Genomic DNA, 25869 nt, shown 5'->3' with positions numbered 1-25869 from the left:
GCGCCCTTCCCCGGCTAAAATACCAGGCGAAGGAGATGGGAAATGATTAGACCCGACTTGCGGCTGCCCCGATCGGGATCGGTCCGTCGCGTATATGTCGGCCTGGCCCTGCTGGTGCTGATGATCCCGGCAATCGCGATGCAATTCACCGGCGAAGTGGCCTGGGATCTGCGCGATTTCGCGGGCATGGCCGCGCTGCTCGCCCTGCTCGGCATCGGCCTGGAAATCGTCTTGCGGCTCGCCCGGACACCCTCGGCGCGGCTGATCGGCATTGGCGGGGCGGTTGCAATCGCGATGCTCCTTTGGGTCGAACTGGCGACCGGCAAGGTCATCTAGCCAAGCCGCGCGTGCCCGCCGGTCGAACCGAAACCGCCCGCACCGCGATCGGTCTCGTCGAGTTCCTCGACCTCTTCCCACGCGGCCTGGGTGACCGGAGCCAGCACCAGTTGGGCGATGCGGTCGCCCCGCGCGATCGCGAAATCGCCAGCGCCATGATTGATCATGATGACCTTCACCTCACCCCGATAATCGCTGTCGATCGTGCCCGGCGTGTTCGGCACGGTAATGCCGTGCTTCAATGCCAGGCCCGAACGCGGGCGGACCTGAATTTCATACCCTTCGGGGATCGCCAAGGCGAGGCCGGTCGCAACCGCATGGCGCTGGCCCGGTTTCAAGGTCAGGTCTTCGGCCGCGAGCACGTCCATCCCCGCCGCGCCGCTGGTGGCATAGGCGGGCAGATCGAGCCCTTGTCCGTGAGACAGGCGCTTGAGCCGCACGCCGACGGGTTCAGTCATGGTCGTCCTCTACGGGCTGAAGGGCCTTGGCGGCGCGAAGCACCAGTTCGCGCGCCACGTCTTCCTTGGGCATTTCCGGCAGGCTTTCGACACCGCTCACGGTGACGATGTGAACCTGGTTCAGGTCACCGCCCATCACGCTGTCGCCTTCCGCGCCCGAAACATTGTTGGCGATGATCCAGTCGGCGCCCTTGCGCTTGCGCTTCGATTTGGCGTTCTCGACCACGTTCTCGGTCTCCGCGGCGAAGCCGATCAACAATGTCGGTCTTTTCTGCCCCGCGGCGGTGCTGGCGAGGATGTCGGGGTTCTCGGCCAGGATCAGGGCTGGCGGTGCGCTGCCGCGCTTCTTCATCTTTTCGCCCGCGACATGTTTGCTCTTCCAGTCGGCAACGGCGGCGACCATGAAAGCGATGTCGACAGGTAAGGCGCGGCGCACCTCTTCGGCCATGTCCTCTGCCGTTTCCACATCGACACGGTCCACCCCCACCGGCGTCGGCAAATGGACCGGCCCGGCGATCAGCGTGACCCGCGCACCGGCGGCGGCGGCCATCGCGGCGATGGCGAAGCCCTGCTTCCCGCTCGACCGGTTGGCGATATAGCGCACCGGATCGATCGGTTCGCGGGTCGGCCCGGCGGTGATCAGCACATGCTTGCCGTAGAGTGGGCGATGCGCCGGATCGGGATCGAAAGCGGCCTGCCCCGCCAGCGGGGAATCGTCGAATGCGACCGTAGTGGTCGCAGTCCGATCCGCGACCGGCTGCGGCATGGCGCGCATGTCCTGCCGAGCGACTTCGTGGTTGAGCGCCGCGGGGTCGATCGGCGGGGCGGACGACGCCTTGCCCTTCTGGGCAAGGATCGGCCCCGCATCGGGCAGCGGTTCGCCCGCCTCGGGCGGTTCGGCGATCTCGGGCGCATCCGCTTCGGGCAAGTCCTCGAGCTCGGCCTCGATCTCCTCGTGGCTGCGCTGCTGGGTCGAGCGCGGAATAATCATCGCAAGCAGGCCGCCCAATCCGCCGCCGCTCGGCTCCGCCTCGTCCTCGTCCTCGAGGTCTTCCGCCGTGTAGGAATCGTCGGCGATGTCCTCTGCGGGCGCCGCAAGCTGCGCGGGCGCGGGCGCCATCAGTTCGGGCACTTCGATATCGAGACCCAGCTCCTCGCCGATGCGGCCCAGGATCGCAGGTGGCTCGGGCATCCGGCCCGGACCGAACTCGCCGCACGCCATCGGGCCTTCGTCCGGATCCATTACCGCCACACCCGCCTGGCGCAGCCAGTCGGCATTGCGCCGGGTTGCCGAATTCTCCCACATCTTCACATTCATCGCCGGCACGGTCAGCACCGGCTTGTCGGTAGCGAGGATCAGCGTGGTGGCGAGATCGTCGGCAATGCCCGCCGCCATTTTGGCCAGCAGGTCTGCGGTGGCAGGGCAAACGACCACGAGGTCGGCCTCGCGACTGAGTTGGATGTGCCCCATCTCGACCTCGTCCTTGAGATCGAACAGCGAGGTATAGACCTTGTTCTCGGACAGGGCGGCGAGCGCCATCGGGGTGACGAATTGCTGCCCCCCCTTGGTCAGCACACACGTCACCTCGCCCCCCGCCTTGCGGATCAGCCGGACGAGCTCGCACGACTTGTAGGCCGCGATGCCGCCGCCGATGACGAGCAGGATCTTCGGACCGCTCATGCCGCGCCCCCACCGGCCTGCATCATACCCGCGCCCTTCCGGGCCGATCGGCGAATGGTAACCCGTAAACTCATCGCTGCGCTTGCTAGCGCCCCCTGTCCGACATGACCAGCGCATAGCACTGGCGTTTTTCCCGAATCCGCCTAACATCACATGGTGAAAAAAGGGGAAACGGGGAGGTTTTCATGCATGTGATCCTGAGCGCGATACTGCTTGCGCTGGCGATCCTCGATCTGGTGCTGGGAACCAGCTTTCTGGTCGACCCGGCAGGCGCGGCGGGCGATTTCGGGCTGGCAATCGCATCCACTCATGGCGAATCCACCCTGCGCGGAGACATGACCGCGTTCTTCTATGTGACTGCCGTGTCGCTTGCCTGGGGCGCATGGAAGCGGCGTCCCGAAGCGTTGCTGCCCGCGCTCGGCCTGTTCGGCATCGCCTTTATCGGGCGGTTCATCAACGTGATCGCGCAAGGCCCCTATGACGGGTGGATGATGCCCATGGCGGTGGAGGCTTTCCATTGCATCGTCATCATCGTGGCAATGCGGGCCTGGGGCGTTCCGAAACCGGACGCCTGATCGCACCGACCAGGTCGACGAGAGCACGTGGGGCGAAGGCCAGCCCAACACCGTAGGCGGGGATGAACAGACCCATCCAATAGACATTTTCCGGCCGCGCGAAAATCGCGACCGCCGCAATGAAGCCTGCGAACCACAGGCTGGCGAATATGCCAAGCCGACCACCCACGGCAAGCCAGCCGAACAGCGGGAGCACACCGAGCGGGCCGGCGAGCCATGCAGGAAGCGTTTGCAGCAAGGTGGTGATGTGGATGCCGTAAAACGGCAGAGCGGGTCCGATCATCCCGCGCCAGCCCGGCGAGACGAGATCGCCGGGCGCACGCACATCGGCGACAGCCGACGCGTGAAGGGCAAGGCCAAGCGCGATCAGGACCAGTGCGCCTGAAATCGCGACCAGCTTGCGTCGTTCGCCCGCGAATATGGCAATGGCGCCCCACGCAAGCAGGAAGGGCAGCGCCAGTTCGCGCAAGGCGATTGCGGCGAATGCCAGCATCAAGCCGCCAACCCACAGGCTGCCCGCCGAAGCGGCCAGCGCCAGCGACAGCAGCATCCCGGCCAGGATTTCGTGGCTGAAAGGAATGTCGGCAATGAACGCCACCATGCCGAACAGCCCGGCCAGCGCACCTGCGGCGAGGCGTTCCAACCGCCGTTCCCGTCGCAAAGCGACCATCCAACCCAGCACATTCGCGCTCCAGAGAATTACCGCGATAATGCGCCAGCCCCCTTCCCCCCAAAGCGCGCTCGTCCATGCCAGAATCGGTGTACGCACAGTGACGAAAGGCGTCAGCGGCATGCCGAAATCGCGATGCTCGTCTGCCACCGCTCTGTAATAGTCCTCTCCGGCCGCCACGCGCGCGTTGACCGCGCGGTAGAGGTCCATATCGACCCGCTGTCCGCGTTCGAGCCGCTGTTCGATATCCGCCTCGTGCGCAGCATTGCGCGCCTCGAGCGCAAAGGCGTTCCCGACACAGGCGAACAGCATCGCCAGCAGCAGCGCCAATGCCGCCCAACGCGGCAAACGTGCGAAAGGCCGTTCGGGCAGGGTCACGCCTTACCTCGCGCAGATTGCACCAAAGACGTGATGGCCATGGGCACGAAGGCGAGCCCGACGAACATTGCAGGCGCCACGACCGCCCCCCAGTAGAAATTGTTCGCCCGACCCGCGAGCATGAAGGCAAGACCATAGCCAAGAAAAAGGAGCGTGCCGGTCGTGCCTGCCGGCGATTTCCAGCCCGCCCAGCCGAGCACCATCAGCAGGACCAGCGGTCCGGCAATTTCATTCGGCAGGAAGCGCAGGTTCGAGCTCAAAACGATATTGCCGAGCCAGCCCGGTAATCCGCGCAGCACCAGCCAGTCGGGGCTTTCCGGATCGCTGGGCAGGACGTGCGACGAAACCAGCGAAAAATGCCAGGCTATTGCCGCAAGAAAAGCCATTATCAGAACGCCCCATGCCGCTGCCTCCTTCCAATCGCGCCGCCAGACCGCCATCGCGCCCATGAGTAGGACAAAAGGCAAGGCATGTTCGCGGATGGCCAAAGCCAGGGCAGCCACAGCCACAGCCAGAGCCCCGCCCCAGCGCCCGGGCCGGTGCAGCCCAAAGGCCAGCGCCAGAAGCATTCCTGCCCACAGTTCATGCAGCACGAAATGATAGCGGTGGACCCCGAGCGAAGCGCCCATCAACATAAACGCCGTACCGATCCGCTGCACGCGCCGACCGCCCGGTTCTTCGCCGAGGCGTTTCCACCACGCCCAGACAGTCGCGCCCATCAGCAGGATCGCGAGGACAGTCATCCCCGCTTCGCCCAGAGCAGCGTGGATATAGGCGAGCGTCGGGAGCCGCACCGCAAGGCCCGGACGCACCGGATAGTCGCTCGCGCGCTGCTCCTCGACGACGAAATCGTAATAGGCCTCACCGCCCGCGATCCGCTCGATCACGCGATCGTAGAAGGCAAGGTCATCGTCGCGCCGAGGTTGGCTCTCGGCTGACGGCTCGTTGGAGGGCAGGTCGAGACCTTCCGCGGGCATGCCATCCATGCGTGCACCCAGCGGAGTGAGCGCGGCAAGAACCAGCAGGGCAACCACCGCCGCCAACAGAATGCGGGCGGGCCATGACCTCCAGTGGGCGAAGCGGTCCCAGGCTGGCGCCGTAGCGGCTTTGCCTAGCCGATCCACCCCTGTGCTATCGCCGCCCATGTCGCCAGCCCCCCTGCCACTGCCGCCACGGCATAGCCCAGCAGCCCTCGCGAACGCTCCTTGCGACGGCGCCTTTCCCACATCAATTCCACATCGGGCAGCGGTGGCGGTTCGGGCGCGCCGCCCTTGGGCGGAAAGCGATCCTCGATCCTGCGGACGAGGTCGGGAATGCGCAGCAGCGTCTCGGTATCCTCGCGAATACGGTCGGCAATCGCGGCTTCCGGACCCAGCTCGTCGCGGATCCAGCTGCGGACATAGGGTGCGGAAGTGTCCCACATATTGATGCTGGGATTGAGCTGCGTGGCGATGCCCTCGACCATCACCATGGTCTTTTGCAGCAGCAGCAGGTGCGGCTGCGTCTGCATGTCGAAATCGCGAGTAATGGCGAACAGCCCGTCGAGCATCTGCCCGACGGACAGCTCGCTCACCGGCTTGCCGCGCATCGGCTCGCCCACCGCGCGCAGCGCCGTCGCGAATTCGTCGACATTGTGATAGCTCGGCACATATTGCGCCTCGAAATGGATTTCGGCGACGCGTTTGTAATTGCCGGTCGTCAGCCCGTAGAGGATTTCCGCAAGCCACATGCGCGCGCGCCGGTCGATCCGGCCCATGATGCCGAAATCGATCGCGGCAATGGTCCCGTCCGCCTTCACGAACAAATTGCCCTGGTGCATGTCGGCATGAAAGAAACCCGCAGCGATCGCCTGCTTGAGGAAGGCCAGCACCAGACGACTGGCAAGGTCTTCGGTATCGTGGCCCGCCGCGCGGATGGCCTCGGTATTGCTGATCTTGATGCCGTCGATCCAGTCGATGGTCATAACCCGGCCATTGGTGCGGTCCCAGTCGATGCCGGGTATCTCGTATCCAGGCGTGCCGACCATATGTTCGGCGAGTTCCGAGGCGGAGGCGGCTTCGCGCCGGAGATCGAGTTCGCGATTGGTCCAGCGCTTGAAATTGGCGATGACCAGGCGCGGACGAAGGCGCGAAGCCTCGCCGCCCATCGCCTCGACATGCGCGGCGGCCCATTCATAGGTGTCGATGTCGCGCGCGAACTGCTCGCGCACGCCGGGGCGCAGCACCTTGACCGCAACCTGCTTGCCCTCGGTCGTGACCGCGCGGTGAACCTGTGCGATCGAGGCGGCACCGATCGGGACGGGATCGAATTCGGAATACAGCGCCGTGAGAGGCTGCTCGAAGCTCGCCTCTATACTCTGCTTGATGTGCTCGAAGGCGACCGGTGGCAGATCGTCCTGCAAGGTCAGCAGATTGCGGGCCGCGTCCTCGCCGACGAGGTCGGGCCGCGTGGCGAGCGTCTGGCCGAGCTTGATCGCCGCCGGGCCGATTTCGCGGAAAGCGCCCGCATAGTCGGGTTCCTTGGGCTGCACGGTGCCGAAGCGGGCAATACGCACCAGCCGCTTGACCGGCGGCGGTGTGTTGGGATCGCGCTCAATCCCGCGCAGCGCACCGTGACGTGCCAGCGTGCGGCCCCATTTGAGAAGCCGCCAGATGTGGGTTGCGGGCCGTACCACGCTCTAGATTTTCCACCCCGAATGAATGTTCACGGCGCCGCCGAGAATCGATTCGACGCGTGTATTCTCGAAACCGGCATCGCGGATCATCGCCTCGAATTCGGCGGGCCTGGGAAAGCGGCGGATAGATTCGGCGAGATAGCGATAGCTGTCCTCGTCATTCGCGATCACCTTGCCAAGCTGCGGCATGACCTTGTGCGAATAGAGGTCGTAGATTTCCTTGAAGCCCGGCCATTCGGTCTGGCTGAATTCCATGCAATAGAAGCGACCGCCGAACTTCAGCACGCGGTGCGCCTCGCGCAAGGCCTTGTCGATATAGGTGACGTTCCGGATGCCGAAGACGATGGTGTAGGCATCGAATGTGCGGCTGGAGAAGGTCAGCTCCTCGGCGTTCTGGCGCGACCAGACCAGCCCGTCGATCCCGCGCTCCATCGCGCGTTCGATGCCGACGTCGAGCATGTCCTGGTTGATGTCCGAAACGGTGACACTCGCTCCGCGCTCCGCCATGCGGAAGGCGATGTCGCCCGTGCCGCCCGCCATGTCGAGGATCGCCTCGCCCGGCTGCGGCTTTACGCGCGCGGCGAAGCGATTTTTCCAAAGCCGATGCATACCGCCGCTCATGGCGTCGTTCATCACGTCGTATTTGGCGGCGACATTGGAAAAGACCTCGCCCACGCGGCCGGTCTTTTCGGTCGCGTCGATGTCTTCGTAGCCGAAGGAAACGGTGTCGTTCATGGGTAACGGCCTTAGGGGGTGATGGGCGCAAGGTAAATGCGGGTTGGAAGTGAGTTTTTGTCGCGTGCGTGAAGCGCATCCGCGCTTCCCTTGCTGTTCCGTCCCACGCCCCCTCCCGACCACCCATAAGATACCGTGCCGTGGGTGGTCGGGAGGGGCGTGGGACGGAACAGGGCGCAGCGACCGAAGGGAGCGAATAGACGCCATCAAGAGTCCCTGTTACCCGCTCTTGCACCATGCCCGAGCTACCCGAAGTCGAAACCACCGTTCGAGGCCTCGCGCGCTTTCTCGAGGGCGAGCGGATCGTCAGCGTGCGCGTGAACCGGCCCGATATGCGCCGCCCCTTTCCGCCCGATCTGGTGCAGGCGCTGACCGGGGCAAGCGTAACGCATCTTTCGCGCCGCGCGAAATACGGTCTCATCCATACCAGCCGCGACCACGCGATGGTTTTTCATCTCGGCATGAGCGGGCGGTGGCGGATCGATCCGGAGGAGGCCGACAAGCACGACCATCTGGTGATCGAGACGCAGCGCAACGTCTTTGCCCTCAACGATCCGCGGCGGTTCGGATCGGTCGATTTGATGACCAGCGGCGAGCTGGTGACGTGGAAACCCTTCGCCGCGCTGGGGCCGGAGCCGCTGGGCGATGACCTGACAGCCGAGCACCTGCGCGAGGCAACGCGCGGGCGCAAGCAGGCGATCAAGCTGCTGCTGCTCGACCAGCGGATCGTGGCGGGCCTCGGCAATATCTATGTCTGCGAGGCGCTGTGGCATGCGGGCATTTCCCCAAGAAAGGCAGGCGGCAAGGTGACCATGCCGCAACTTCGCCGCCTCGTCCCGGCAATCAAGGATGTGCTCGAGCGCTCCATCCGCGACGGCGGCAGCACCTTGCGCGACTTCGCCCAGCCCGATGGCGAGCTGGGCTATTTCGCCACTCGCTTCCACGTCTACGGCCGCGAGGGCGAGCCCTGCCACCACGAAGACGGCGGCACGATCCGCCGCATCGTGCAGGGCGGGCGCAGCACATGGTACTGTCCCGTTTGTCAGAGGTGAGGGTCCGATTCATGAAGATAAGCATCTTCGAAAATGCCACGCTGATCGGCGAAGCGACGGTTTTTGCTTTGGACCCGCCGATGTGCGTCGCGATGGCAAATTTGCACCAGCTCCCGCCTATGACGCCGAGCGCCATGCTAATGTCATCAACGCCGACTATGTTGGCGATAGGTCGGGAATTCTGCGACTTGAGTTGCCAGACGGAAAGGCGATGATAGCCGAAGCTATATCCATTCAGGACTTCCCCGAAATTGATGAGCGACAAGTGGATCTGATCGGGATATTCGAGCCTTCATTCGACGAGCTATTCAGCCAGCATCCCAGCTTCAAAGATTACTGGGACTCCCGCTGAGCGATATTCCGAAACCTCACAAATCCAGCGAAGCATATTCCCGTGGCGGGGGTAGGCCGTCCATTTTCTCGCTCAGGAGCGGGCGGAAGCTGGGGCGGCTTTTCATGACCATGTACCACTGGCGCGCCTGGTCGTGCCCCTTCCAGTCGATCGCGCCGAGGTAATCGACCACCGACAGATGCGCTGCGCAGGTCAGGTCCGCGAGGCTCAACGTCGGCCCCGCGAGCCATTGGCGCGTATCGACCAGCCAGTCGATATAGTCGAGATGGCCGTGCAGCATCCGGCCCAACTGGCGCAGCACCTGCCCATCGGGCGACTGGCGCAAGACAATGCGTTTCTTCATCTTCTCGTGCAGCGCGGGTTCGGTCACGTCGTGGTAGAAATTCTCGTCGAACAGGCTGACGAGGCGGCGGATTTCCGCACGCTGCAGCGCACTGCCGGAAATCAACGGTGTGCGGTCGACCGTTTCTTCAAGGAATTCGCAGATTGCCTGGCTGTCGCTCAGCGCCACCTGGCGCGCGGGGTCATGCAAGACCGGCGTCCGCCCGGCAGGATTGAGGTGCCAGAGCTCGTCGCGCCCTTCCCAAGGGTATTCGCGCACCAGCTCGTAAGCGACGTTCTTTTCGCCCATCAACAGGCGCAGCTTGCGACTGAAGGGACACAGGGGGAATTGATGAAGTTGCCACATGGATTCAGCCGCATTGCCACAAGGGCGGGCCGCCCGTCCACCGGGCCAAGAAGGCAAGTTGCCAATTTAGCGGTGGATCAATCGCGTTCCGGCATCGCTTCGCGGAACCGCTCGGCCATTTCGCGCAGCAGCGGGGTCATCGCGGCGAGACCTTCGGCCATCGAACCGGCGGCCTGCATGGCGCGCGGCACATTGCGCGCAACTTCGTCGCCGATGCGATCGGCTTCGGGCGTCATTTGGCGCAGCGTCATATCGGGATCGATAGGGCGCACGTCCTCACCCGCCATTTCGGCGGCGGCTTCGGCAAGCGGACCGATCGGCATATCGAGCAACACTTCGGTCATCGCCCGCAGCATCAGCGCCATGTCCCGCTGACGTTCGGGATCGTGCATCTGTTCGCCCACACCCGCAAGCGGCGCGTTGGTGGGTCCGGCGGCTTCAGCCATCGCGGGAGTGGCGAGCGCCGCGAGCAAGGCGGGCAGGAGGATTTTGCGCATGAGGTATCCCCGGCAGGTTCACAATCGGCGCACACCGCTAGCGCATGCGCACTGACGCGATCCTGAACGGGAGTTACAGACCCGATGCGTCCAGCATCAGCAGGCAGGCGGGCATCACTTCGTCCAGCCGCTCGGGCGATCCGCCGAACTCTTCATGCTCGCGCACCACCAGGCCCATGATCGTATCGCGATCCGCCCCTAGCTCGTCCATCAGCCGGGCGGTGGTACGCACGAAGAATTCCTGCCCGCGCTCGGCCATGACGGGATAGTTGGCGAGTTCGCCGTCGCGCTGGGCGCGGTGAACCAGGCCGAAGGCCACCGAACAGCGCAATCCGCTGGCCTGTTCGAGCGTGAGATCGGGCAGGTCCGTGGCGGCGGCAGCCGGAGCGCCGGTGGCGGCTTGCATGAAGGACAGGGCGAGCGAGGCGAGGATAGTCGACATGCGGCGCTTTTACGCGCGCCTGGCTGAACCGCAAGCGACGAAATACGATCGCCGCTTGCCAGGATGCTGCGGCCCAGTAAGGTGGCGAATCGAAACTCAAAGGAGAGAGACGGGATGTTCAACCACATCATGATCGGCACCAACGATATCGACAAAGCCAAGGCCTTTTACGAAAAAGTGCTTAAGGTCGTCGGCTGCGAAATGGCGATCGACAATACCGATGCGAAGGGCAACAAGCGCGTCTTCTTCATGCATAATGGCGGCACCTTCTGCCTTACCCAGCCGATCGATGGCGAAGCAGCCACCTGCGCCAATGGCATGACGATCGGCTTCAAATGCGACAGCGGCGAACAGGTGAAGGAATTGCACGATGCGGCCATAGCGGCCGGCGGCACCAGCATCGAAGACCCGCCGGGCCCGCGCCAGAACACCATGGGCACGATGCACTTGTCCTATTTCCGCGATCTCGACGGGCACAAAATCTGCGGCATCCACCGCGAAGCGTGATGCGCGGCGAAGCGGGATTGCTGGCGGACCTCGACGCGCTGGCAATCCCGTTCGAAGCGCATGAGCACGCGGCGGTCTTTACAGTCGAGGAGAGCCGGAACATCGATGCCGACATTCCCGGCACGCATACCAAGAATCTGTTCCTGAAAGATGCAGGCGGCACCTTCTGGCTGGTCACCGTGCCAGCCGAGGCACGCGTCGATCTGAAGGCCCTGCCCGCCGCGATCGGCTGCAAGCGCGTGAGTTTCGGCAAGGCCGGGGATATGGACCGCCTGCTGGGCATAACGCCCGGTTCGGTCACACCTCTCGCGATGATCAACGCACAGCCCGAAAGTGTGATCGTGGTGCTCGACCGATCGCTCGCCAAGGCGGAGCGGATGAACGTCCACCCCTTGCGCAACACCGGCACGCTCGGCCTATCCGGCAAGCATGTCCTCGCCCTGCTGCGCCATTGGGGGCATGAACCGCACGTGGCGGAAATTCCGAAGAAAGCCGGCTGACGATCAGCGCGCGAGTTCGAACACAGCAAACTCCGCACGGCTGTTGGCGGCCAAGCGACCGATCGGGCGCTCTTTGGCGAAATACCAGTCGCGCACAATGGTCGCGCCCTTTTCGGCAGCGAGGTCGCGGAAGTCGAGAATGGTGACGTGGTGGATGTTCTGCGTTTCGTACCAGCTCACCGGAATGCTGCGCGTCACCGGCATGCGGCCGCCCAGCATCAGCGCGGCGCGGGTGCGCCAATGCGCGAAGTTGGGGAAGCTGATAAAGGCCCGCCTGCCCACGCGCAGCAATTCATCGAGCATCCGGTCGGGCCGTTCGGCCGTCTGGAGCGTCTGGCTCAGCACGGCATAGTCGAACCCTTTATCCGGATAATCGCCCAGATCCCGGTCGGCATCGCCCTGCACCACGGACAGGCCCTGCGATACGCAGCGCTCGACACAGGCACCGTCGATCTCGATCCCGCGCACGTCGCATGCCTTTTCGCGCAGGGCCAGCATCAGCGCGCCATCGCCGCAACCGATATCGAGCACCCGGCTGCCCGGCTCGATCTGGTCAGCGATCACCGCGAGATCGGGGCGCAGTTCGGTTGCGGGATGGTTCATCCCAGAAACCCCCCGATAACCCGGTCGAGCGCGGGCACGTCGAGCAGGAAGCTGTCATGCCCGTGCGGCGCGGAAAGCTCGACGAAACTCACCGCGGCCCCCGCCGCATTCAGGGCGTGAACGACATGACGGCTCTCGCTCGTGGGGTAGAGCCAGTCGCTGTCGAAGCTGACGAGGCAGAAACGCGCATCCGCCCCCGCAAACGCATCGGCCAACCTGCCGCCATGTTCTTCCGCAAGGTCGAAATAATCCATCGCGCGGGTGATATAGAGATAGCTGTTGGCATCGAACCGCCGGGTGAAGCCGCTGCCCTGATACCGCAGATAGCTTTCGACCTGGAAATCGGCATCGAAACCGAAGCTCTTGGCGTCCCGGTCCTGCAGGTTCCGCCCGAACTTTCCGGTCAGCGCCTCTTCGGAAAGATAGGTGATATGCGCTGCCATGCGCGCCACGGCGAGGCCGTTATCGGGCGCCTCGCCCCCGTAATAATTGCCTTGCTTCCAGCGCGGATCGGCCATGATCGCTTGGCGTCCAAGTTCATGGAAAGCGATGTTCTGCGCCGAATGGCGACTGGTCGAGGCAATCACCAGAACACGGGCAGTGCGTTCTGGCCAGTTGGCGGCAAGGCTGAGCGCCTGCATCCCGCCCATCGATCCGCCGACTACTGCATGGAGACGGTCGATCCCGAGCGCATCGAGCAGGCCGACATGCGCACGCACCATGTCGCGGATGGTGATGACCGGAAAGCGCATGCCATAGGGGCTGCCGTCGGGGGCCGCGCTTGCGGGGCCGGTCGAGCCCATGCAGCTGCCGATGACATTCGCGCAGATAACGTGGAAGCGATCCGTATCGATCGGCTTGCCCGGCCCCACCATCCGTTCCCACCAGCCGGGCTTGCCGGTGATCGGATGGGCCGAGGCGACATATTGATCGCCGGTCAGCGCATGGCACAGAAGGATCGCGTTGGACCGGTCCGCATTCAGCTCGCCATAGGTCTCGAACGCCACCTCGACACGTGCCAAGTCGCCTCCCCCATCGAGAGGGAGCGGTCCGGGTAGTGTGATCGTTTGCGACGTCGCGCTCAAAACTGACCTTCGCGAGAGGAACAGGACAAGGATTGGCGCTACGCGCCAGTTTCGCTTCCGACAAGCTCAGCCTCGGCCTTTGCGAGATATGTTTTTTCCTCGCCACTCGTCCTGTGCTTGTCGAAGCGACGTAATTCTTTCATGCGGCGAAGCACAGATGGCAAAGCAAGTTCCCACAATGAAGCCCTGGATCGAGGGCATCCACGCCTATGTCCCCGGCAAGTCGACCCGCGCCGACGGGCGCAGGCTCGTCAAACTCTCCGCCAACGAGAACCCGCTGGGCTGTAGCGCCTCGGCATTGGCGGCACTGGCAACCGATCATGCGCCTGCCGCCTACCCCGATCCGGACGCCACGGCCCTGCGCGCCGCGATCGGCAAGCAGCACGGCATCGATCCCGCGCGAATCGTGTGCGGGACGGGTTCGGACGAATTGCTCAACCTTGCCGCGCAGGGTTTCGCCGGGCCGGGCGACGAGGTGCTCTTCAGCCGCTTCAGCTTCGCGGTCTACGACATCGCCGCGCGCCGATGCGGGGCGACCCCCGTCGAAGCGCCGGACACGGATTACACCGCCGACGTCGATGCCCTGCTCGCCGCGGTGACACGGCGCACACGGGTCGTGTTCCTTGCCAATCCGAACAATCCGACCGGGACATATCTGCCGCGGGCAGAGGTCGAGCGGCTTCATGCGGGACTGCCCGGCGACGCCCTGCTGGTGATCGATCAGGCCTATGCCGAATATCTCGAACCCGGAGAGAATGACGGCGGGCTCGACCTGGCGATGGCGCATGAGAATGTGCTCGTCACGCGTACCTTCTCGAAGATTTACGGCCTGGCTGGCGAGCGTATCGGCTGGGCAACGGGCACGCCCAACCTGATCGATGTGCTCAACCGCATTCGCGGCCCGTTCAATGTCACCTCCAGCGGGCAGCGTGCGGCCTTGGCCGCCATCGCCGACCACGCCTTTCTCGCCCGCTCGCGCGAGGCCAATCGCGAGGAGCGCAAGCGCTTTATCGCGGCGATCGAGGGGCTGGGCAATCACGGCCTGCGTGCAATATCCAGCAAGGCGAATTTCGTGCTGGTTCTGTTCGAGGGGGATCTTGCGGCCGAAACCGCGCTCGATGCCATAGCCGAGGCGGGATATGCCGTTCGCCACCTGCCCGGGCAGGGCCTGGCGCAAGCGCTGCGCATTACCATCGGCACCGCAAATCAAATGGACGAGATCATCGGCGTGCTGCGCAGTTTGTGCGGGGAAGACGCATGACCATCGAGCGCGTGGCGATTATCGGGCTGGGCCTGATCGGGGGATCGATCGGTTTGGCGGCGCGCGCCATGCAGCCCGAAGTCGCGACCACTGGCTGGGATGCCGATTCCGACGTGCGCGCCCGTGCCACACAACGCGGGCTGGTCGGCGCCGTGTGCGACAGCGTGGCCGATGCCGTGGGCGAGGCCGATCTGGTCATCCTTTGCGTCCCCGTCGGCGCCATGGGGTATGCCGCGGAAGCCATAGCTCCGCATCTGAGGCCGGGAACCGTGGTCAGCGATGTGGGATCGTCCAAGCGCAGCGTGGGCGAGGCGCTGACCAAGGCACTGCCCGGGGCCGTGGTGATCCCCGCCCATCCGGTCGCCGGAACCGAGAAGAGCGGGCCGGATGCAGGCTTTGCCGAACTTTTCCGCCATCGCTGGTGCATTCTCACTCCGGGCAAGGACGCACCGCAAGATGCCATCGAAGCCGTCAGCGGCTTCTGGGAGGGCCTTGGCGCGAAGGTCGAAATCATGGATGCCGGCCACCACGACCTCGTGCTTGCGGTAACCAGCCATATCCCGCACCTCATCGCCTATACCATCGTGGGCACCGCGAGCGATCTGGAAGATGTGACCCGGGGCGAGGTGATCAAATATTCAGCCGGCGGATTTCGCGATTTCACGCGCATCGCGGCGAGCAACCCGACCATGTGGCGCGACGTCTTCCTGTCGAACCGCGACGCGGTTTTGGAAGTGCTGGGGCGTTTCACCGAGGATCTCAGCCTCCTTCAGCGCGCCATCCGCAACGGCGACGGCGACACCCTGTTCGACCTGTTCGACCGCACCCGCACGATCCGCCGTTCGATCATCGACGAAGGCCAGGACGATGCGAGGGCGGATTTCGGGCGGGGCGACCACTAGGCGGTGAGCGGCTGGCTGGCTGTCAGCCTGCCGGAACCCGGTTTCCCCGACGACCGGCGCCGGGGCGAAAAGGGATCAGGAGCCCTCCCGCGAGATCGCAGCGATGAGGGATTTCGCTTCGGAACTGTCGGGCACTCTCTCAAGATAGGCGCGGTAGGTTTCGAGCGCTTCCTCGTTTCGTCCGGCAATACGCAAACCCTGTGCCAGACTGAAGATGGCGTCATCGGAATCGGGCGTTATCGCTCGGTTCAGGCGCAGAAGATCGATCCCCTTATCATAGTGTCTCCGGTGAATATATTTGAAGGCAGCCAGATCGATCACGCCGCCCCGCGCCTTTCGCACGGCGTCGCGGTTGCGGTTCATTTTCCATCCGGCATCGTATCCCTTCGCAACCGTTTCCGCGATGAGCTGCTTGGTGAAGGCGTAATTGCGGGTCTCATCGGTCGGTCCGGCGATCATTTCATGGGCATACATCTCCACATCCCAGTAAGCGTCGACATCGCCGTTGGAGAGGACGACGAAAACGGTATCGAGGTCCGGAAACATCATCAGCTCCGCCGCGACGCCGTAATGGCCGCCCGAATGGCCGAGGAGACGCGTTCCGTTGAGCGATTGCTCGATGATTCCGTAGCCATACTTCCCAACCGGTGTTTCAAGGCGTCCTTGTAGGAAGACATCGGTCATGTCCGGGCTCAGCAGCCGGTGTTGCTTGAGCGCGGTGGCGAAGCGGAGCAGGTCGCCGGCGGTCGAATAGCCACCCCCTGCCGCACTGCCGCGCGGTTCGGCTCGGGCGGCCATGTCATCCCATGACCCAGGACGCTCGACGGATCGCATGTAGCTTTGGGCGCGATCGGGCACCGGCTTTTCGGGGAGGAAATACCCTGTATCCTGCATTCCGGCCTTGTCGAAGACCGCAGCCTGCACATGGTCGTAATAGTTGGTGCCGGTCACCGCTTCGATAATCAGCCCGAGAACGACATAGCCGCCATTCGAATAGGAAAACGCCGTCCCCGGTTCATGCTCGAGCGGGATGTCGGCAAACAGCGGGAGATAGTCGCTATGGCTGTCCAGGCTGGCACCATCCAGCTTCTCCATCGCCTCCCAGTAATTGCCGACGCCGGACGTGTGCATCAGAAGATGCTCGATGGTAACGCGCTCTGCCGCGGCCCGGTTCGGATAGTCGGGCAGGTGTGTGCCGATCGTGTCATCCAGCGAAATTGCGCCGGCATCGACAAGCTGGAGGATGCTCACCGCCGTGAACATCTTCGGCACCGACGCGAGGCTGAATTTCGTATCGACCCTGTTCGCTCGCCCGGTTTGCCTATCGGCCAGTCCATAAGCCCCCTGGAACTCGATCTCGCCCTTTCGCGCCAGCAGAATTACGCCGCTGAAGTCGGCGGTTTCTGTGAGCTGTGACGCATAGCTTTCCAGGCTCGGTGCGGCAGTCCGGTCCAGAGGCGCCAGACATCCCGAAAGGGGGGCAAGGAGCGCCGCTGCAGCACCTATGGCCAGAACCTCGCGGCAAAAAATCTTCGTCATCGACATTTGTGGGGTTCACTTCCAATTTGTCATCGCAACTCATTTATGTAATCAGTTACGGACATGTCAAGCCGCATGAGAAAAGCACCCGAAGAACCTGCCCAAGACGCGGTCCGAGCCCATGGCGCTGCCGCGCTTGGTGGACGCCTGAGACGCCTGAGCGACAGAATCGATCGTGAAGCGAAGGCGCTCTATGAAGAGCGCGGGGTCGCCTTCGAGCAGCGCTGGTTTCCCGTTTTCAATTGCCTTCGTAGCGGGGAGCCGATGTCGGTTACCGACCTCGCCGACCGCCTGCAGGTTTCGCACGTGTCGATAAGCGTCATCAGGGGCGCGCTCGAGAAGGAGGGCCTGGTTGGGTCACGGGCGGATGAACGCGACGGCAGGCGACGCGTACTTGCCCTGACCGACAAGGGGATGGCTCTCGCCCGGCAATTGGCCCCGCTGTTCGATGCGCTCGACAAGGCCGCGATCGAATTGAACGCGGAAGCAGGCGATGCGATCGCCGCGATCGATCGGCTGGAAGATGCACTGGAGAGGAAACCGCTTTCCCAACGCGTCGAGGACCACTGCGGCTAGATTTGCGATGCCGACTCTTTCCCACAGCCGGTTTCCTGGGCTTGCGGGCGCGGCGAACTCACCCGTTGAGCGCGTTGATCGCCTCGCGCACCCGCTCTTCCACTTCCGCACGGGGGAGGCCCGGCGGGATCGGCTCGCCAAAGCGATACGTGATCCGACCCGGCTTTTTCAGTCGCCTGTGATAGATCGGCCCGCTATCGACCGCGACCGGCACCACCGGAAGGCCGAGCATCTTGTAAAGGCCCGCAAAGCCTGCCTGCAGCTTGCGCTTCTCGCCATGCGGCACGCGCGTGCCTTCCGGGAAGATTACCAGCGGGCGCCCCTCGGCAACCAACGCCTTGGCCGAGCGGATCATCTTCATCAACGCCTTGGCACCGGCCTCGCGTTCGACCGGCACCAGCCCGAAGGCAGCCGCCGCACGGCCCCATAGCGGGATGTCGAACAGTTCCCGCTTGGCGAATACGCTGGGGCAATCCAGCAGCGCGGGTGCATCGATCGCTTCGAAAAAGCTCTCATGCTTGATCGCATACAGGACCGGCTCATTCTGCGGCGCGCCTTCGATCACTATCTCGCAACCGAGCAGATGGGTCAGGCACCACCGCTGCCATTGCGACCAGTCCCGCACCCGCGCCCGGAATGCCTCCACGCTGAAGGTAAGCGCGATCAAAGAAGCCGAGGTAATCAGCAGGGAACCGATGTAAAAAGCGAAATAGAAGGCAAAGTTACGCAGCAGTCGCATGGGGGGCCTCAGCTCGGCAGGCCTTGCGAAATCGCGGCGGCCAGAAGCTTGTTATATTCCAGATAGAGCGTGGCGAGATTGGGGTGCGAGGAAACCGCGTCCTCGACTACTCTTATCTCCGGCGGAAGCGTTTCGGCGAATTCGGAACCGGCCCGCGCCATGTGCCAGTCCGTCGTCACCAGCCGGACGGATCGAAAGTCGTTCTCCTTGAGCCATTGCGCCGCCTCGCCAGCATTGCTGCGGGTATCGACCGCGAGATAGCCGAGCTTGACGCAGCATTCCATCGTGCGGGCCGATACATCGAATTCGGCCGCGAATTCGGCGGGTCGCACTTCCGGATCGACACCGGATACGAACATTTCCTTTGCCAGCCCCTGTTCGACCACCGAAAGACCGCGCGCGATGCGGCCCGGCCCGCCGGTGAGCACGACGACGGCATCGGTCGGCTCGCCCGAAACCGGCTTCGGCAGGGACACGGCGAAGCCGAGGAAACCGAACGCATAAACCAGCAGGGCGGCGGCGAATAAACGGAGAATCACAGCATTTTCCTGAGCGAGGCCAGCACGGTCAAACGTGCCGTGTAGACCGCTAGAACAACCGCGCCCACGGGGACAAGGGCCAAGACCAGCCAGTCGCTCGTCTCAAGGCCGCCGCCGGACACCAGACCCGAATCCAGCGCCGCGAATTGCGCGCCCATCAGCCACACGGCCATGGCACCGACCACCAGCCCCAACACGCCCCCGACCAGCGCATCGGCGAAAATCGATCTCTGGAAAATACGGGCGATCTGGTCGTCATTGCCGCCGAGAAGATGGACGATCTCGATTGTCTCGCGATTGGCACCCAGCGCATTGCGTGCCGCCAGCCAGACCGCTGCCGCGCCGGTAAAGGCGAGCAGGGCGATCAGCCCAAGCGCCATCCAGCCGAGCGCGGAAAGCGCCGACAGGACCGGCGCCAGCCATTGCGCCTGCGTATCGATCCGTGCGGACGGCGCTTGGTCGACAAGCAGGCTGCGCAATCGATCGAGCGTCGCCGCATCGGCGCCGTCGCGCAAGCGCATGTCGATCAGGGCGGGGAGCGGCACGGTCTGTTCGGGATCGTCGGTGCCCAGCCAGGGTTCGAGCAATTGCGCCACCGTCTCCTGCGGAACCACCGACAGGCTCGCAACCGCGGAGTCCTGCGCGAGGATCGCCGCCGCCGCTTGCGCCTGCTGCGCGCGCAGAGCGGGATCGGCTTCGACGATCTGGACCGTCGCACTGCCCGCCAGCTCTCCTCTCGCGCGGTCGGCCAGATTGCCGAGCGCCAGCCCGCCACCTGCGGCCAGCACGACAAGCGCGACCATGATCGCTATGACCCACGGCATCGGCCCGCCCAGGCGCGCTTGCGGCAGGAGATGCGCTGCCCGGCGGCCCCGGAAGGGCGACAGGCCGCGCTCCACCGCGCGGGTGACGACCGGAGGCTTCTTCATTCCCCCGCCCCCACACGGCGTGGCGGATAGCGCAGCGCGCCGGTGGGGTCCGACAATGCGCCCTTGTCGAGCCGCATGATAAGCGAATCGGGCACTTTTCGCAGCAGGTGGACATCGTGGGTCGCCACCACCACGGTGGTGCCGAGACGATTGAGTGCCTCGAACAGGCGAATGAGCTTGAGCGCCATTTCGGGATCGACATTGCCCGTCGGCTCGTCGGCCACGAGCATATCGGGCCGCCCGATTACCGCGCGCGCGATGGCGACGCGTTGCTGCTCGCCGCCCGAGAGCGTTGCCGGACGGGCGTCGGCCCGGTTGGCGAGCCCCACCCAGTCGAGCATATCGGACACCGGCCCCTGCAGATCCGCCTCGCGCACACCCGACACGCGAAGCGGAAGCGCGATATTGTCGAAGGCCGAGAGATGGTCGACCAGGCGGAAATCCTGGAAAACCACGCCCATCCGCCTGCGATAGGCGGGCAGGCGCTCGCGCGGGAGGGTGATGACATCGGTCCCGAACAGGCGGATCGCGCCGCGCGACGGACGCTGGGCGAGATAGAGCAGCTTGAGCAGCGAGGTCTTGCCCGCGCCGCTGGCCCCCGTGAGAAAATAGAAACGCCCCGGATAGAGCGTGAAGGAAACATTGGAGAGCACCTCGCGATCGGTGCCGTAACGCAGCCCGACATTGTCGAACTGGACAACTTCGCCCTCGGCCCCGCTCATAGTCCGGCCCGGTCGATCAAGAGGAAGAAAGCGCCCGTCATTGTCGGAAACAGCCTATACCCGCGCTTGCATGTGGAAAAAAGGCGCCGTCGGGGGTTGCGAACAGGGCAGTCGCTTGTCGTGATTCACGAGGCAGCCTAAGGCCTTGGGTCACCATGATCATCGCCTGCCCCGCTTGCTCGACGCGTTATGTCGTGCCCGACAGTGCCATCGGACTCGACGGGCGCACGGTGCGCTGCGCGAAATGCAAGCATAGCTGGTTCCAGGACGGCCCCGATGCCGAACGCCTCGCGGACGTCGATATAGTGCCGGTACCGCCACCGCCGCCAGAGCCGACTGCGCCGCAACCGGCTGCAGTCGAAAAGCCGGCCGCACCCGATCCGGCAGCCAAGCCGGGCTTCACATATGACGACGCGGATAGCGGAAGAACCGGCCGCGACGGGCCTGATTTCGACGAAACCGCACCGCCCTATGGCGAAGTGCAGGAGGATCTCCCGCCGCCGCCGGAGGCCGAAAGCGAACAAGGGCCTTCACGCTTCGATCATGCTCCCCCGTTCCGTCCGCGCCGGAACGTCACCAAGCTATGGACCTGGGCCGCGGCCCTCTTCGCGGTAATCGCACTCGGCACCGTGGCGGCGGTAAACTATGGCGGCGTCCCCGAATGGGTGCCAGTGACACGCCCGCTGTTCGGAGCCGCGCAACCCGATCTCGAACTGGCTTTCCCCGTGGACCAGCAGGAACGGCGTACATTGCCCAACGGGACCGAATTCTTCGGCGCGCGGATCATTGTCACGAATACCGCGCGCGAATCGCGGCAGATCCCGCCAATTCTGATCGTTTTGCGCGACCAGCGCGAGCGGCAGGTCTACAGTTGGGTCGTCCAGCCCCCCCAATCGAACCTGGCGCCGGGCGAGGAGCTGACCATCAACGAAGCCGTCACCGATGTACCGAAGTCGGCCGTGTTCGCGGATATCGGCTGGGCACCGCGCTAGCTTTCGGATTCGGTCAACAAAGGTGCTTGCGGGGGCGCAGCCTCGCTGCTAGTGGCGCGCTCCTACCGGCGGGAGCATCCAGCAGGATTCGCTCCCGATGCAGACTGTGTGCGGTCGTGGCGGAACTGGTAGACGCGCAACGTTGAGGTCGTTGTGGGTGAATAACCCGTGGAAGTTCGAGTCTTCTCGACCGCACCAATCCCTTGAAATCGAAGAGATCGTCCAAGGCTTCAAGGGTAGCGCGATCTTCGAGCCGCCCTTCGGATCATATCGGAAAGAGTATCGGAACGCTCGCTATGGCTGACGCTCGTCGCCCAGGCGTCAGGACCTAAACCTTTGCCGTCCCGTGTCTGGGCCATTGGCACTCTCATCCGGGCTCTTCGCGCAAGCTCTCGATCATCGCGTTCATATGACCGAGCACCTCTGCGGCATCGACCCCCTCCAACCCCGCCAGCGCCAATTGGTTGACCGAATGCGCCGCCTGTTTTGCCGACTGTTCGAGGGCTCGCGCCTTGTCGGTCAACCAGACAAGCTGCGCGCGCCGATCGTGCGGATGCGGCGTCCGCTCGATCAGTCCATCCCGCTTCATCCGCGAGAGGGTGTTGGCCATGGTCGCCTGCTCGACATCGAGGCGATCGGTAAGCTCTGCCTGGGTCAGACCATCGCCTTCCCAAAGTTCCAGAAGCGTCATGAACTGCGCCGGAGCGAGCCCCAGAGGCGCGATTCGGGCGTGCAGATGCTGGGCGAACAACCGCGCCAGCCGGTTGGTGACAAAGCCCATGGAGCCGTTTTTCTCGAATGACATCTCGTGACCTTGAATATCCATAGCATGCTGTGTATATGAAAATAGCATGCTATGTAGATGAGAGGAAGGTCCAATGAAGCATCTTACCGCATTCGCCATCCGGGAAAGCGCGATGGCCCTCGCCGCCGCTGCGACGCAGAAGCGCGAGCTCAAAATCGTGCCGGTGGTCGAAGGCCTTGGATATCGCCGCGCGATCCCCACCGATGCGCCGCTCGCAGCGGGATCGGGACAGTGAAAATGAAGAAGATCATCCATCCTCTCGCCGGTGGAGTTGCGATCCTCATGATTGCAATTTTCTGGCTCTCTACCGCCATCTCCGAACTCTCGGGCTCGGAACCTTTCGTAGTTCTCGTCAAGACGCTCATACCGTGGGGTTTCATCATTCTCGTTCCCGCTTTGGCGGCAGTCGGCGGAACCGGCTTCGCACTCGGCGGCGGGCGATCGAGCGGTCTCGTCGGCAAAAAGCGCAAGCGGATGCCGATCATTGCCGCCAACGGCGTTCTGATTCTCATCCCTTCGGCGCTGTTTCTGGCCGCCAAGGCGAAAGCCGGCGATTTCGATGGAACATTCTATGCCATACAAATGGTCGAACTCGCCGCAGGCGCGGTCAATCTCTGGCTTCTGACGAAGAACGCGCTGGACGGGCGCAAGCTCACCGCCCGCCGTCGCTCGTCAGCCAGGCGCTAGGTTTCTTGGCATCTTGGCGGCAGGAAAAATGCGCGCTCTATCTGTTTGCGGTCTACAACGGGATCGCCCGGTCCCGTCCCTGCGATCGTCGCGAAGCGTATCCGCATGAAGCGACGAGCGGATGTCCTGCGGTCGATCTCCGAACAAATTTTGAGGGATGCGCCCCGGTCCATCGTATTGTCTGACAGGATGTTCTCATCCTCGTGAGACAGGGCAGGGAAGAAGGTGCGCCATCATAGCCAAGATACGCAGGGGCGCAGGCTCTGCTGCGCGCCCCGACGGCCCCATGCTTTTCGCCGCGCCCGTCGTTTGGCGCGTTACAGCCGCTATCGAGATATTGCAGGGGCTGGGCGGACATCGTTCGCTTGGCACTGTTTGAGAAACCATGTCGAAGAAAGGTGAAGCAGCATGACCGAAACTCCATCCCACTCCGACAAGGCAGGGGGCGGCAATTATTGGCGATTCATGGCCATGGTTTCGACTTCCACCGTCATCATGTTCTTCCTGATGTATGCCAACACGTTCGACATGGACGATGTCTTCTGGAGCGAAACCCGCTTCTGGATGATGTTCGTGATGGGCGCGATGATGATGGTCGTCATGCTGCTCTTCATGTGGGGCATGTATAAGGACCGGACCAAGAACTTCGTCATTCTGGGTGTCGGCGCCCTGGTTTTCGCGCTCGCCTTGTGGCTCGTGCGCAGCCAGACCACCGTCGATGACACCGAGTATATGGCGGCGATGATCCCGCACCACTCGATCGCGATCATGACGAGCGAAAGGGCCAGCCTGAAGGACCCGCGTGTGCGCGAACTCGCCCAGGCTATCATTGTCGCGCAGCGCCGCGAGATCGCCGAGATGAAATATCTGATCGACGATATCGAACGGAATGGCCCCAGGACCTCAGAACGCCTGCCCGAGGAGATGCAGCAATGAACCGGATCGCCTTCATCGCATTGGCTGCGGCACCGCTGGCGGCCTGCAATTCGAATACCGCCGTCGGAAATGACCGGGAGGCCCGGCTCGATCCACCGGCGAGCGCGGCTCCGATCGAGAACGCGGCCAGCGCGCTTGCGAATCTCAGCCCAGGGCTGATGCTTCCCGAGACGATGAGCGATGCGGACCTCGCCGCTCTCGGAGCCGAGAATGCCTGCCAGTTCCGCCTGACCGAAGTCGCTTTCCCCTCTTTCGTCCATGATGGCGACGGGCGGGGCGCGATCAAGATCAACGGCAAGCTCATCCCGGTAACGTCGAACGGTCCCGGGGGCTTTGCCAACGGAGAGCTTCGCATCCGGACGCGCCTGCTCGACGATCGGGGAACCGCTGGCCTGCAAATGCAAGAGATGATCGTCGCTGCCCCGCGAGCGAAGGACGAGTTCGGCTTCTGGGGCTACACAACCTGCGACAGTGACGAGACCTAGCCCGCGCCCGGGAGGGCGCTGGCATCCGCCGGCGCTCGCCTGACAGCATCCACGCACATCCGCCTCGATCGCGCGTGCCGATCAAAGCGTGGAGCAGAGACAAGGGAAGTAAACCAGTGAGCGATACATTGCCCATCGCCGTCTTCGGAGCCGGAGGAAAAACCGGGAGCGAAATCCTGCGTCAGGCAATCCGCCGCGACGTGGCGGTGCGGGCATTCGAACACTCCTTGCCCCCGCCATCGGATCGGATCGAAGGCGTCGAATACATCGAATGCGATGTCCTGAACGGTGGATTCGCCGATAATCTTGAAGGATGCCGCGCGATCATTTCTGCGCTCGGGGTCGCGTTAAGCCCCTCGACAGCCATCCACCCGCCTCCGCTCTATACAGAGGGAACGCGAAAGCTAATTCTTGCGATGCGGGAAACATCGATCCGCCGCATCGTGGTAACCTCGGCGGCTTTCGTAGAGCCGCAGCCCAGCATTCCGGCGTGGTTCGAACTCATGGCAAGGCCCGCGCTTCACAATATCCTCCAAGAAATGCGAGCGATGGAAAAGACGCTGGAGCGCGAGACCGACCTCGACTGGACCGCAGCCCGTCCTGGATGGCTCCTAGACGCACCCTTTACCGGCGAAGCCATCATATCCGACGAGCGGCTGGCCGAAGGCTGTTTGCGATGCCGTCATGCCGACTTGGCGGCCAGCCTTCTCGAATTCGTCTGCGAAAATACGTGGGTGCAGGCCAAGCCGGCGATCGGACGGCCGGAAGAAAACCGGTTCGAAGACATGACCGCGTTGAAAACCGAACTCGGCATCGCCTGACCGAATACATGCGCCGATTTGGCGGCAAGGAGCGTAAGGACACGACATGGTTCTGGAAAAGATCGAGACGCCGGGACTTTCCCAACTGTCCTGTCTGATCGGCTGGCAAGGCAAGGGGTTGGGAAAGCTCGATATCTATCTCGGCTCCATGGGCGCCTGGCAAGCGGCGTCAGAGGCTGCCGCGGACCAGCAGGGATAAGCAAACTTTGGCCGAGCCGACCGCCCCTGCACGATTTGTCCGAATGCTACGCGCCTTTGCACTCGTCTTGATTGCTTGCGGCCTATCCGTTCAATCGATCGCCCATGCATCGGCAATTCCGCAAGATTCCACGGCGGTGGGGGGCGATTGCACCGAGATGCGCATGGCGGCCGAACCCTCGCCCGCTCACGACAGCGACGGGCCTCCGTGCGAGAATATGCGGATCGAGTGCCTCGTAACTCACGGCTGCATTTCTCCGTTGGCCCTCGTCGATGATGCAATGGCGCCCCGAGACCGCCTGACAGTTCTATCCCTGTTCGCCGACATTACCGGCTTTCCCCTGGCAAGCACCGCGCGCGTCCCCGAAACCCCGCCTCCGCAAGCACGCGCGTAGCGCTCGTGCGGGAGTAATTCTGCACGCCCACACCGGACGAACGGCCCGCGCATTTCGCGCCGCCTGCAGGGTCCGACCGCGCGCCTGGCGCGCCTCTTTGCGGAATGAGA

Annotated in this window: 34 protein-coding genes and 1 tRNA gene; 18 read left to right on the top strand and 17 right to left on the bottom strand. The window is 63.7% G+C overall.

The genetic code is table 11. From position 1 onward, the window contains the following. Positions 1-42: 42 nt before the first annotated feature. On the top strand, positions 43-336 hold the full coding sequence (locus L5849_RS11405) for a hypothetical protein (RefSeq protein ID WP_236925664.1): 294 nt from the start codon (positions 43-45) through the stop codon (positions 334-336). On the opposite strand, the gene dut is transcribed toward L5849_RS11405, so the two are convergent. Both dut and L5849_RS11395 read right to left on the bottom strand, forming a co-directional pair. After that, positions 333-794 carry a dUTP diphosphatase gene (gene dut, locus L5849_RS11400; RefSeq protein WP_236925663.1) on the bottom strand — a complete coding sequence of 154 codons (462 nt, stop codon included), beginning with the start codon at positions 792-794 and terminating at the stop codon, positions 333-335. The two genes, L5849_RS11405 and dut, sit on opposite strands and share 4 nt — an antisense overlap. Beyond that, on the bottom strand, positions 787-2475 hold the full coding sequence (locus tag L5849_RS11395) for a phosphopantothenate--cysteine ligase family flavoprotein (RefSeq protein ID WP_236925662.1): 1689 nt from the start codon (positions 2473-2475) through the stop codon (positions 787-789). The genes dut and L5849_RS11395 overlap by 8 nt, the downstream gene beginning before the upstream one ends. A gap of 185 nt (positions 2476-2660) precedes the next feature. Between L5849_RS11395 and L5849_RS11390 the strand changes: the two genes are divergently transcribed. Next, complete coding sequence (locus L5849_RS11390) at positions 2661-3050, top strand: hypothetical protein (RefSeq protein WP_115415807.1); 390 nt, start codon at positions 2661-2663, stop codon at positions 3048-3050. Here L5849_RS11390 and L5849_RS11385 read toward each other — a convergent pair. From L5849_RS11385 to L5849_RS11370, 4 genes are read right to left on the bottom strand one after another with little or no spacing between them, the layout of a single operon-like run. Continuing rightward, positions 3004-4098 carry a hypothetical protein gene (locus tag L5849_RS11385; protein ID WP_236925661.1) on the bottom strand — a complete coding sequence of 365 codons (1095 nt, stop codon included), beginning with the start codon at positions 4096-4098 and terminating at the stop codon, positions 3004-3006. The genes L5849_RS11390 and L5849_RS11385 overlap by 47 nt on opposite strands. Next, positions 4095-5243, bottom strand: coding sequence for a hypothetical protein (locus L5849_RS11380; protein ID WP_236925660.1), 1149 nt, complete (start codon positions 5241-5243; stop codon positions 4095-4097). The genes L5849_RS11385 and L5849_RS11380 overlap by 4 nt, the downstream gene beginning before the upstream one ends. Next, positions 5210-6772, bottom strand: a complete 1563-nt coding sequence (gene ubiB, locus L5849_RS11375; RefSeq protein WP_115415805.1) for a 2-polyprenylphenol 6-hydroxylase — start codon at positions 6770-6772, stop codon at positions 5210-5212. The genes L5849_RS11380 and ubiB overlap by 34 nt, the downstream gene beginning before the upstream one ends. Positions 6773-6775: 3 nt before the next feature. Next, on the bottom strand, positions 6776-7507 hold the full coding sequence (locus L5849_RS11370) for a class I SAM-dependent methyltransferase (RefSeq protein WP_236925659.1): 732 nt from the start codon (positions 7505-7507) through the stop codon (positions 6776-6778). A gap of 236 nt (positions 7508-7743) precedes the next feature. Here L5849_RS11370 and mutM point away from each other — a divergent pair, with 236 nt between their 5' ends. Then, the gene (mutM, locus tag L5849_RS11365) at positions 7744-8559 is read left to right on the top strand and encodes a bifunctional DNA-formamidopyrimidine glycosylase/DNA-(apurinic or apyrimidinic site) lyase (RefSeq protein ID WP_115415803.1); all 816 of its coding nucleotides are present in this window, start codon (positions 7744-7746) and stop codon (positions 8557-8559) included. Between the two features lie 82 nt (positions 8560-8641). Further along, positions 8642-8911 (top strand): hypothetical protein, encoded by a 270-nt coding sequence (locus tag L5849_RS11360; RefSeq protein ID WP_236925658.1) that lies wholly within the window; start codon positions 8642-8644, stop codon positions 8909-8911. 16 nt (positions 8912-8927) lie between these two features. Here L5849_RS11360 and L5849_RS11355 read toward each other — a convergent pair whose 3' ends face one another. The 3 genes from L5849_RS11355 to L5849_RS11345 form a co-directional block, all read right to left on the bottom strand. Next, complete coding sequence (locus tag L5849_RS11355; protein ID WP_236925657.1) at positions 8928-9599, bottom strand: glutathione S-transferase family protein; 672 nt, start codon at positions 9597-9599, stop codon at positions 8928-8930. Positions 9600-9676: 77 nt separating this feature from the next. Further along, positions 9677-10096, bottom strand: coding sequence for a hypothetical protein (locus L5849_RS11350; protein WP_236925656.1), 420 nt, complete (start codon positions 10094-10096; stop codon positions 9677-9679). A gap of 73 nt (positions 10097-10169) precedes the next feature. After that, positions 10170-10538, bottom strand: a complete 369-nt coding sequence (locus L5849_RS11345) for a hypothetical protein (RefSeq protein WP_115415799.1) — start codon at positions 10536-10538, stop codon at positions 10170-10172. A 114-nt stretch (positions 10539-10652) separates the two neighbouring features. Between L5849_RS11345 and L5849_RS11340 the strand changes: the two genes are divergently transcribed. Further along, a complete protein-coding gene (locus L5849_RS11340; RefSeq protein ID WP_115415798.1) occupies positions 10653-11045 on the top strand; it encodes a VOC family protein in 393 nt (130 codons plus the stop codon). After that, positions 11045-11545, top strand: coding sequence for a prolyl-tRNA synthetase associated domain-containing protein (locus L5849_RS11335; protein ID WP_236925655.1), 501 nt, complete (start codon positions 11045-11047; stop codon positions 11543-11545). Before L5849_RS11340 ends, L5849_RS11335 begins: the two co-directional genes overlap by 1 nt. 3 nt (positions 11546-11548) lie before the next feature. On the opposite strand, the gene metW is transcribed toward L5849_RS11335, so the two are convergent. Beyond that, positions 11549-12148 (bottom strand): methionine biosynthesis protein MetW, encoded by a 600-nt coding sequence (gene metW, locus L5849_RS11330; protein ID WP_236925654.1) that lies wholly within the window; start codon positions 12146-12148, stop codon positions 11549-11551. Continuing rightward, entirely contained in the window at positions 12145-13233 is a 1089-nt protein-coding gene (locus L5849_RS11325) for a homoserine O-acetyltransferase (protein ID WP_236925653.1), read from the bottom strand. Before L5849_RS11325 ends, metW begins: the two co-directional genes overlap by 4 nt. A gap of 178 nt (positions 13234-13411) precedes the next feature. Between L5849_RS11325 and hisC the strand changes: the two genes are divergently transcribed. Both hisC and L5849_RS11315 read left to right on the top strand, forming a co-directional pair. Further along, complete coding sequence (hisC, locus tag L5849_RS11320; RefSeq protein WP_370459226.1) at positions 13412-14494, top strand: histidinol-phosphate transaminase; 1083 nt, start codon at positions 13412-13414, stop codon at positions 14492-14494. Then, positions 14491-15396 carry a prephenate/arogenate dehydrogenase family protein gene (locus tag L5849_RS11315; protein WP_236925651.1) on the top strand — a complete coding sequence of 302 codons (906 nt, stop codon included), beginning with the start codon at positions 14491-14493 and terminating at the stop codon, positions 15394-15396. The genes hisC and L5849_RS11315 overlap by 4 nt, the downstream gene beginning before the upstream one ends. 75 nt (positions 15397-15471) lie before the next feature. Here the strand turns inward: L5849_RS11315 and L5849_RS11310 are convergent, their stop codons facing one another. Continuing rightward, positions 15472-16935, bottom strand: coding sequence for a serine hydrolase (locus L5849_RS11310; RefSeq protein ID WP_236925650.1), 1464 nt, complete (start codon positions 16933-16935; stop codon positions 15472-15474). A gap of 75 nt (positions 16936-17010) precedes the next feature. On the opposite strand from L5849_RS11310, the gene L5849_RS11305 reads away from it, so the two are divergent. Continuing rightward, positions 17011-17511 carry a MarR family winged helix-turn-helix transcriptional regulator gene (locus tag L5849_RS11305; protein WP_236925649.1) on the top strand — a complete coding sequence of 167 codons (501 nt, stop codon included), beginning with the start codon at positions 17011-17013 and terminating at the stop codon, positions 17509-17511. A 58-nt stretch (positions 17512-17569) separates the two neighbouring features. Here L5849_RS11305 and L5849_RS11300 read toward each other — a convergent pair whose 3' ends face one another. Genes L5849_RS11300 through ftsE form a run of 4 tightly spaced genes read right to left on the bottom strand, consistent with a single transcriptional unit; the run spans position 17570 to position 20440 of the window. Beyond that, a complete protein-coding gene (locus L5849_RS11300; RefSeq protein ID WP_236925648.1) occupies positions 17570-18250 on the bottom strand; it encodes a 1-acyl-sn-glycerol-3-phosphate acyltransferase in 681 nt (226 codons plus the stop codon). Positions 18251-18258: 8 nt separating this feature from the next. After that, on the bottom strand, positions 18259-18789 hold the full coding sequence (locus L5849_RS11295) for a YdcF family protein (protein ID WP_115415789.1): 531 nt from the start codon (positions 18787-18789) through the stop codon (positions 18259-18261). Continuing rightward, a complete protein-coding gene (locus L5849_RS11290) occupies positions 18786-19718 on the bottom strand; it encodes an ABC transporter permease (RefSeq protein WP_236925647.1) in 933 nt (310 codons plus the stop codon). The genes L5849_RS11295 and L5849_RS11290 overlap by 4 nt, the downstream gene beginning before the upstream one ends. Continuing rightward, positions 19715-20440 (bottom strand): cell division ATP-binding protein FtsE, encoded by a 726-nt coding sequence (gene ftsE / locus L5849_RS11285; RefSeq protein WP_236925646.1) that lies wholly within the window; start codon positions 20438-20440, stop codon positions 19715-19717. The genes L5849_RS11290 and ftsE overlap by 4 nt, the downstream gene beginning before the upstream one ends. A gap of 155 nt (positions 20441-20595) precedes the next feature. Here ftsE and L5849_RS11280 point away from each other — a divergent pair, with 155 nt between their 5' ends. Next, on the top strand, positions 20596-21432 hold the full coding sequence (locus L5849_RS11280) for an MJ0042-type zinc finger domain-containing protein (RefSeq protein ID WP_236925645.1): 837 nt from the start codon (positions 20596-20598) through the stop codon (positions 21430-21432). 110 nt (positions 21433-21542) lie between these two features. Further along, positions 21543-21630: transfer RNA gene (locus L5849_RS11275), tRNA-Leu, on the top strand. A gap of 169 nt (positions 21631-21799) precedes the next feature. Here L5849_RS11275 and L5849_RS11270 read toward each other — a convergent pair. Further along, positions 21800-22237, bottom strand: coding sequence for a MarR family winged helix-turn-helix transcriptional regulator (locus L5849_RS11270; protein WP_236925644.1), 438 nt, complete (start codon positions 22235-22237; stop codon positions 21800-21802). 73 nt (positions 22238-22310) lie between these two features. Here L5849_RS11270 and L5849_RS11265 point away from each other — a divergent pair, with 73 nt between their 5' ends. The 7 genes from L5849_RS11265 to L5849_RS11235 all read left to right on the top strand — a co-directional run bounded on the left by L5849_RS11265 (position 22311) and on the right by L5849_RS11235 (position 25759). Next, complete coding sequence (locus L5849_RS11265) at positions 22311-22472, top strand: hypothetical protein (protein WP_236925643.1); 162 nt, start codon at positions 22311-22313, stop codon at positions 22470-22472. A gap of 2 nt (positions 22473-22474) precedes the next feature. Continuing rightward, positions 22475-22924 (top strand): hypothetical protein, encoded by a 450-nt coding sequence (locus L5849_RS11260; protein WP_236925642.1) that lies wholly within the window; start codon positions 22475-22477, stop codon positions 22922-22924. Between the two features lie 408 nt (positions 22925-23332). Then, on the top strand, positions 23333-23860 hold the full coding sequence (locus L5849_RS11255) for a DUF305 domain-containing protein (RefSeq protein WP_174223719.1): 528 nt from the start codon (positions 23333-23335) through the stop codon (positions 23858-23860). Continuing rightward, positions 23857-24345, top strand: a complete 489-nt coding sequence (locus tag L5849_RS11250) for a DUF6692 family protein (RefSeq protein ID WP_236925641.1) — start codon at positions 23857-23859, stop codon at positions 24343-24345. Before L5849_RS11255 ends, L5849_RS11250 begins: the two co-directional genes overlap by 4 nt. A gap of 116 nt (positions 24346-24461) precedes the next feature. After that, positions 24462-25166: an NAD(P)H-binding protein gene (locus L5849_RS11245; protein WP_236925640.1), complete on the top strand. Its 705-nt coding sequence runs from the start codon at positions 24462-24464 to the stop codon at positions 25164-25166. A gap of 46 nt (positions 25167-25212) precedes the next feature. After that, positions 25213-25365, top strand: coding sequence for a hypothetical protein (locus L5849_RS11240; RefSeq protein WP_236925639.1), 153 nt, complete (start codon positions 25213-25215; stop codon positions 25363-25365). A 163-nt stretch (positions 25366-25528) separates the two neighbouring features. Then, the gene (locus L5849_RS11235; RefSeq protein ID WP_162814838.1) at positions 25529-25759 is read left to right on the top strand and encodes a hypothetical protein; all 231 of its coding nucleotides are present in this window, start codon (positions 25529-25531) and stop codon (positions 25757-25759) included. Positions 25760-25869 lie beyond the last annotated feature (110 nt).

It is taken from the genome of Erythrobacter sp. SN021 (assembly GCF_021864455.1).
Note: the sequence above shows the minus strand (reverse complement) of the source record. Positions and strands in the feature narration are given on the sequence as shown.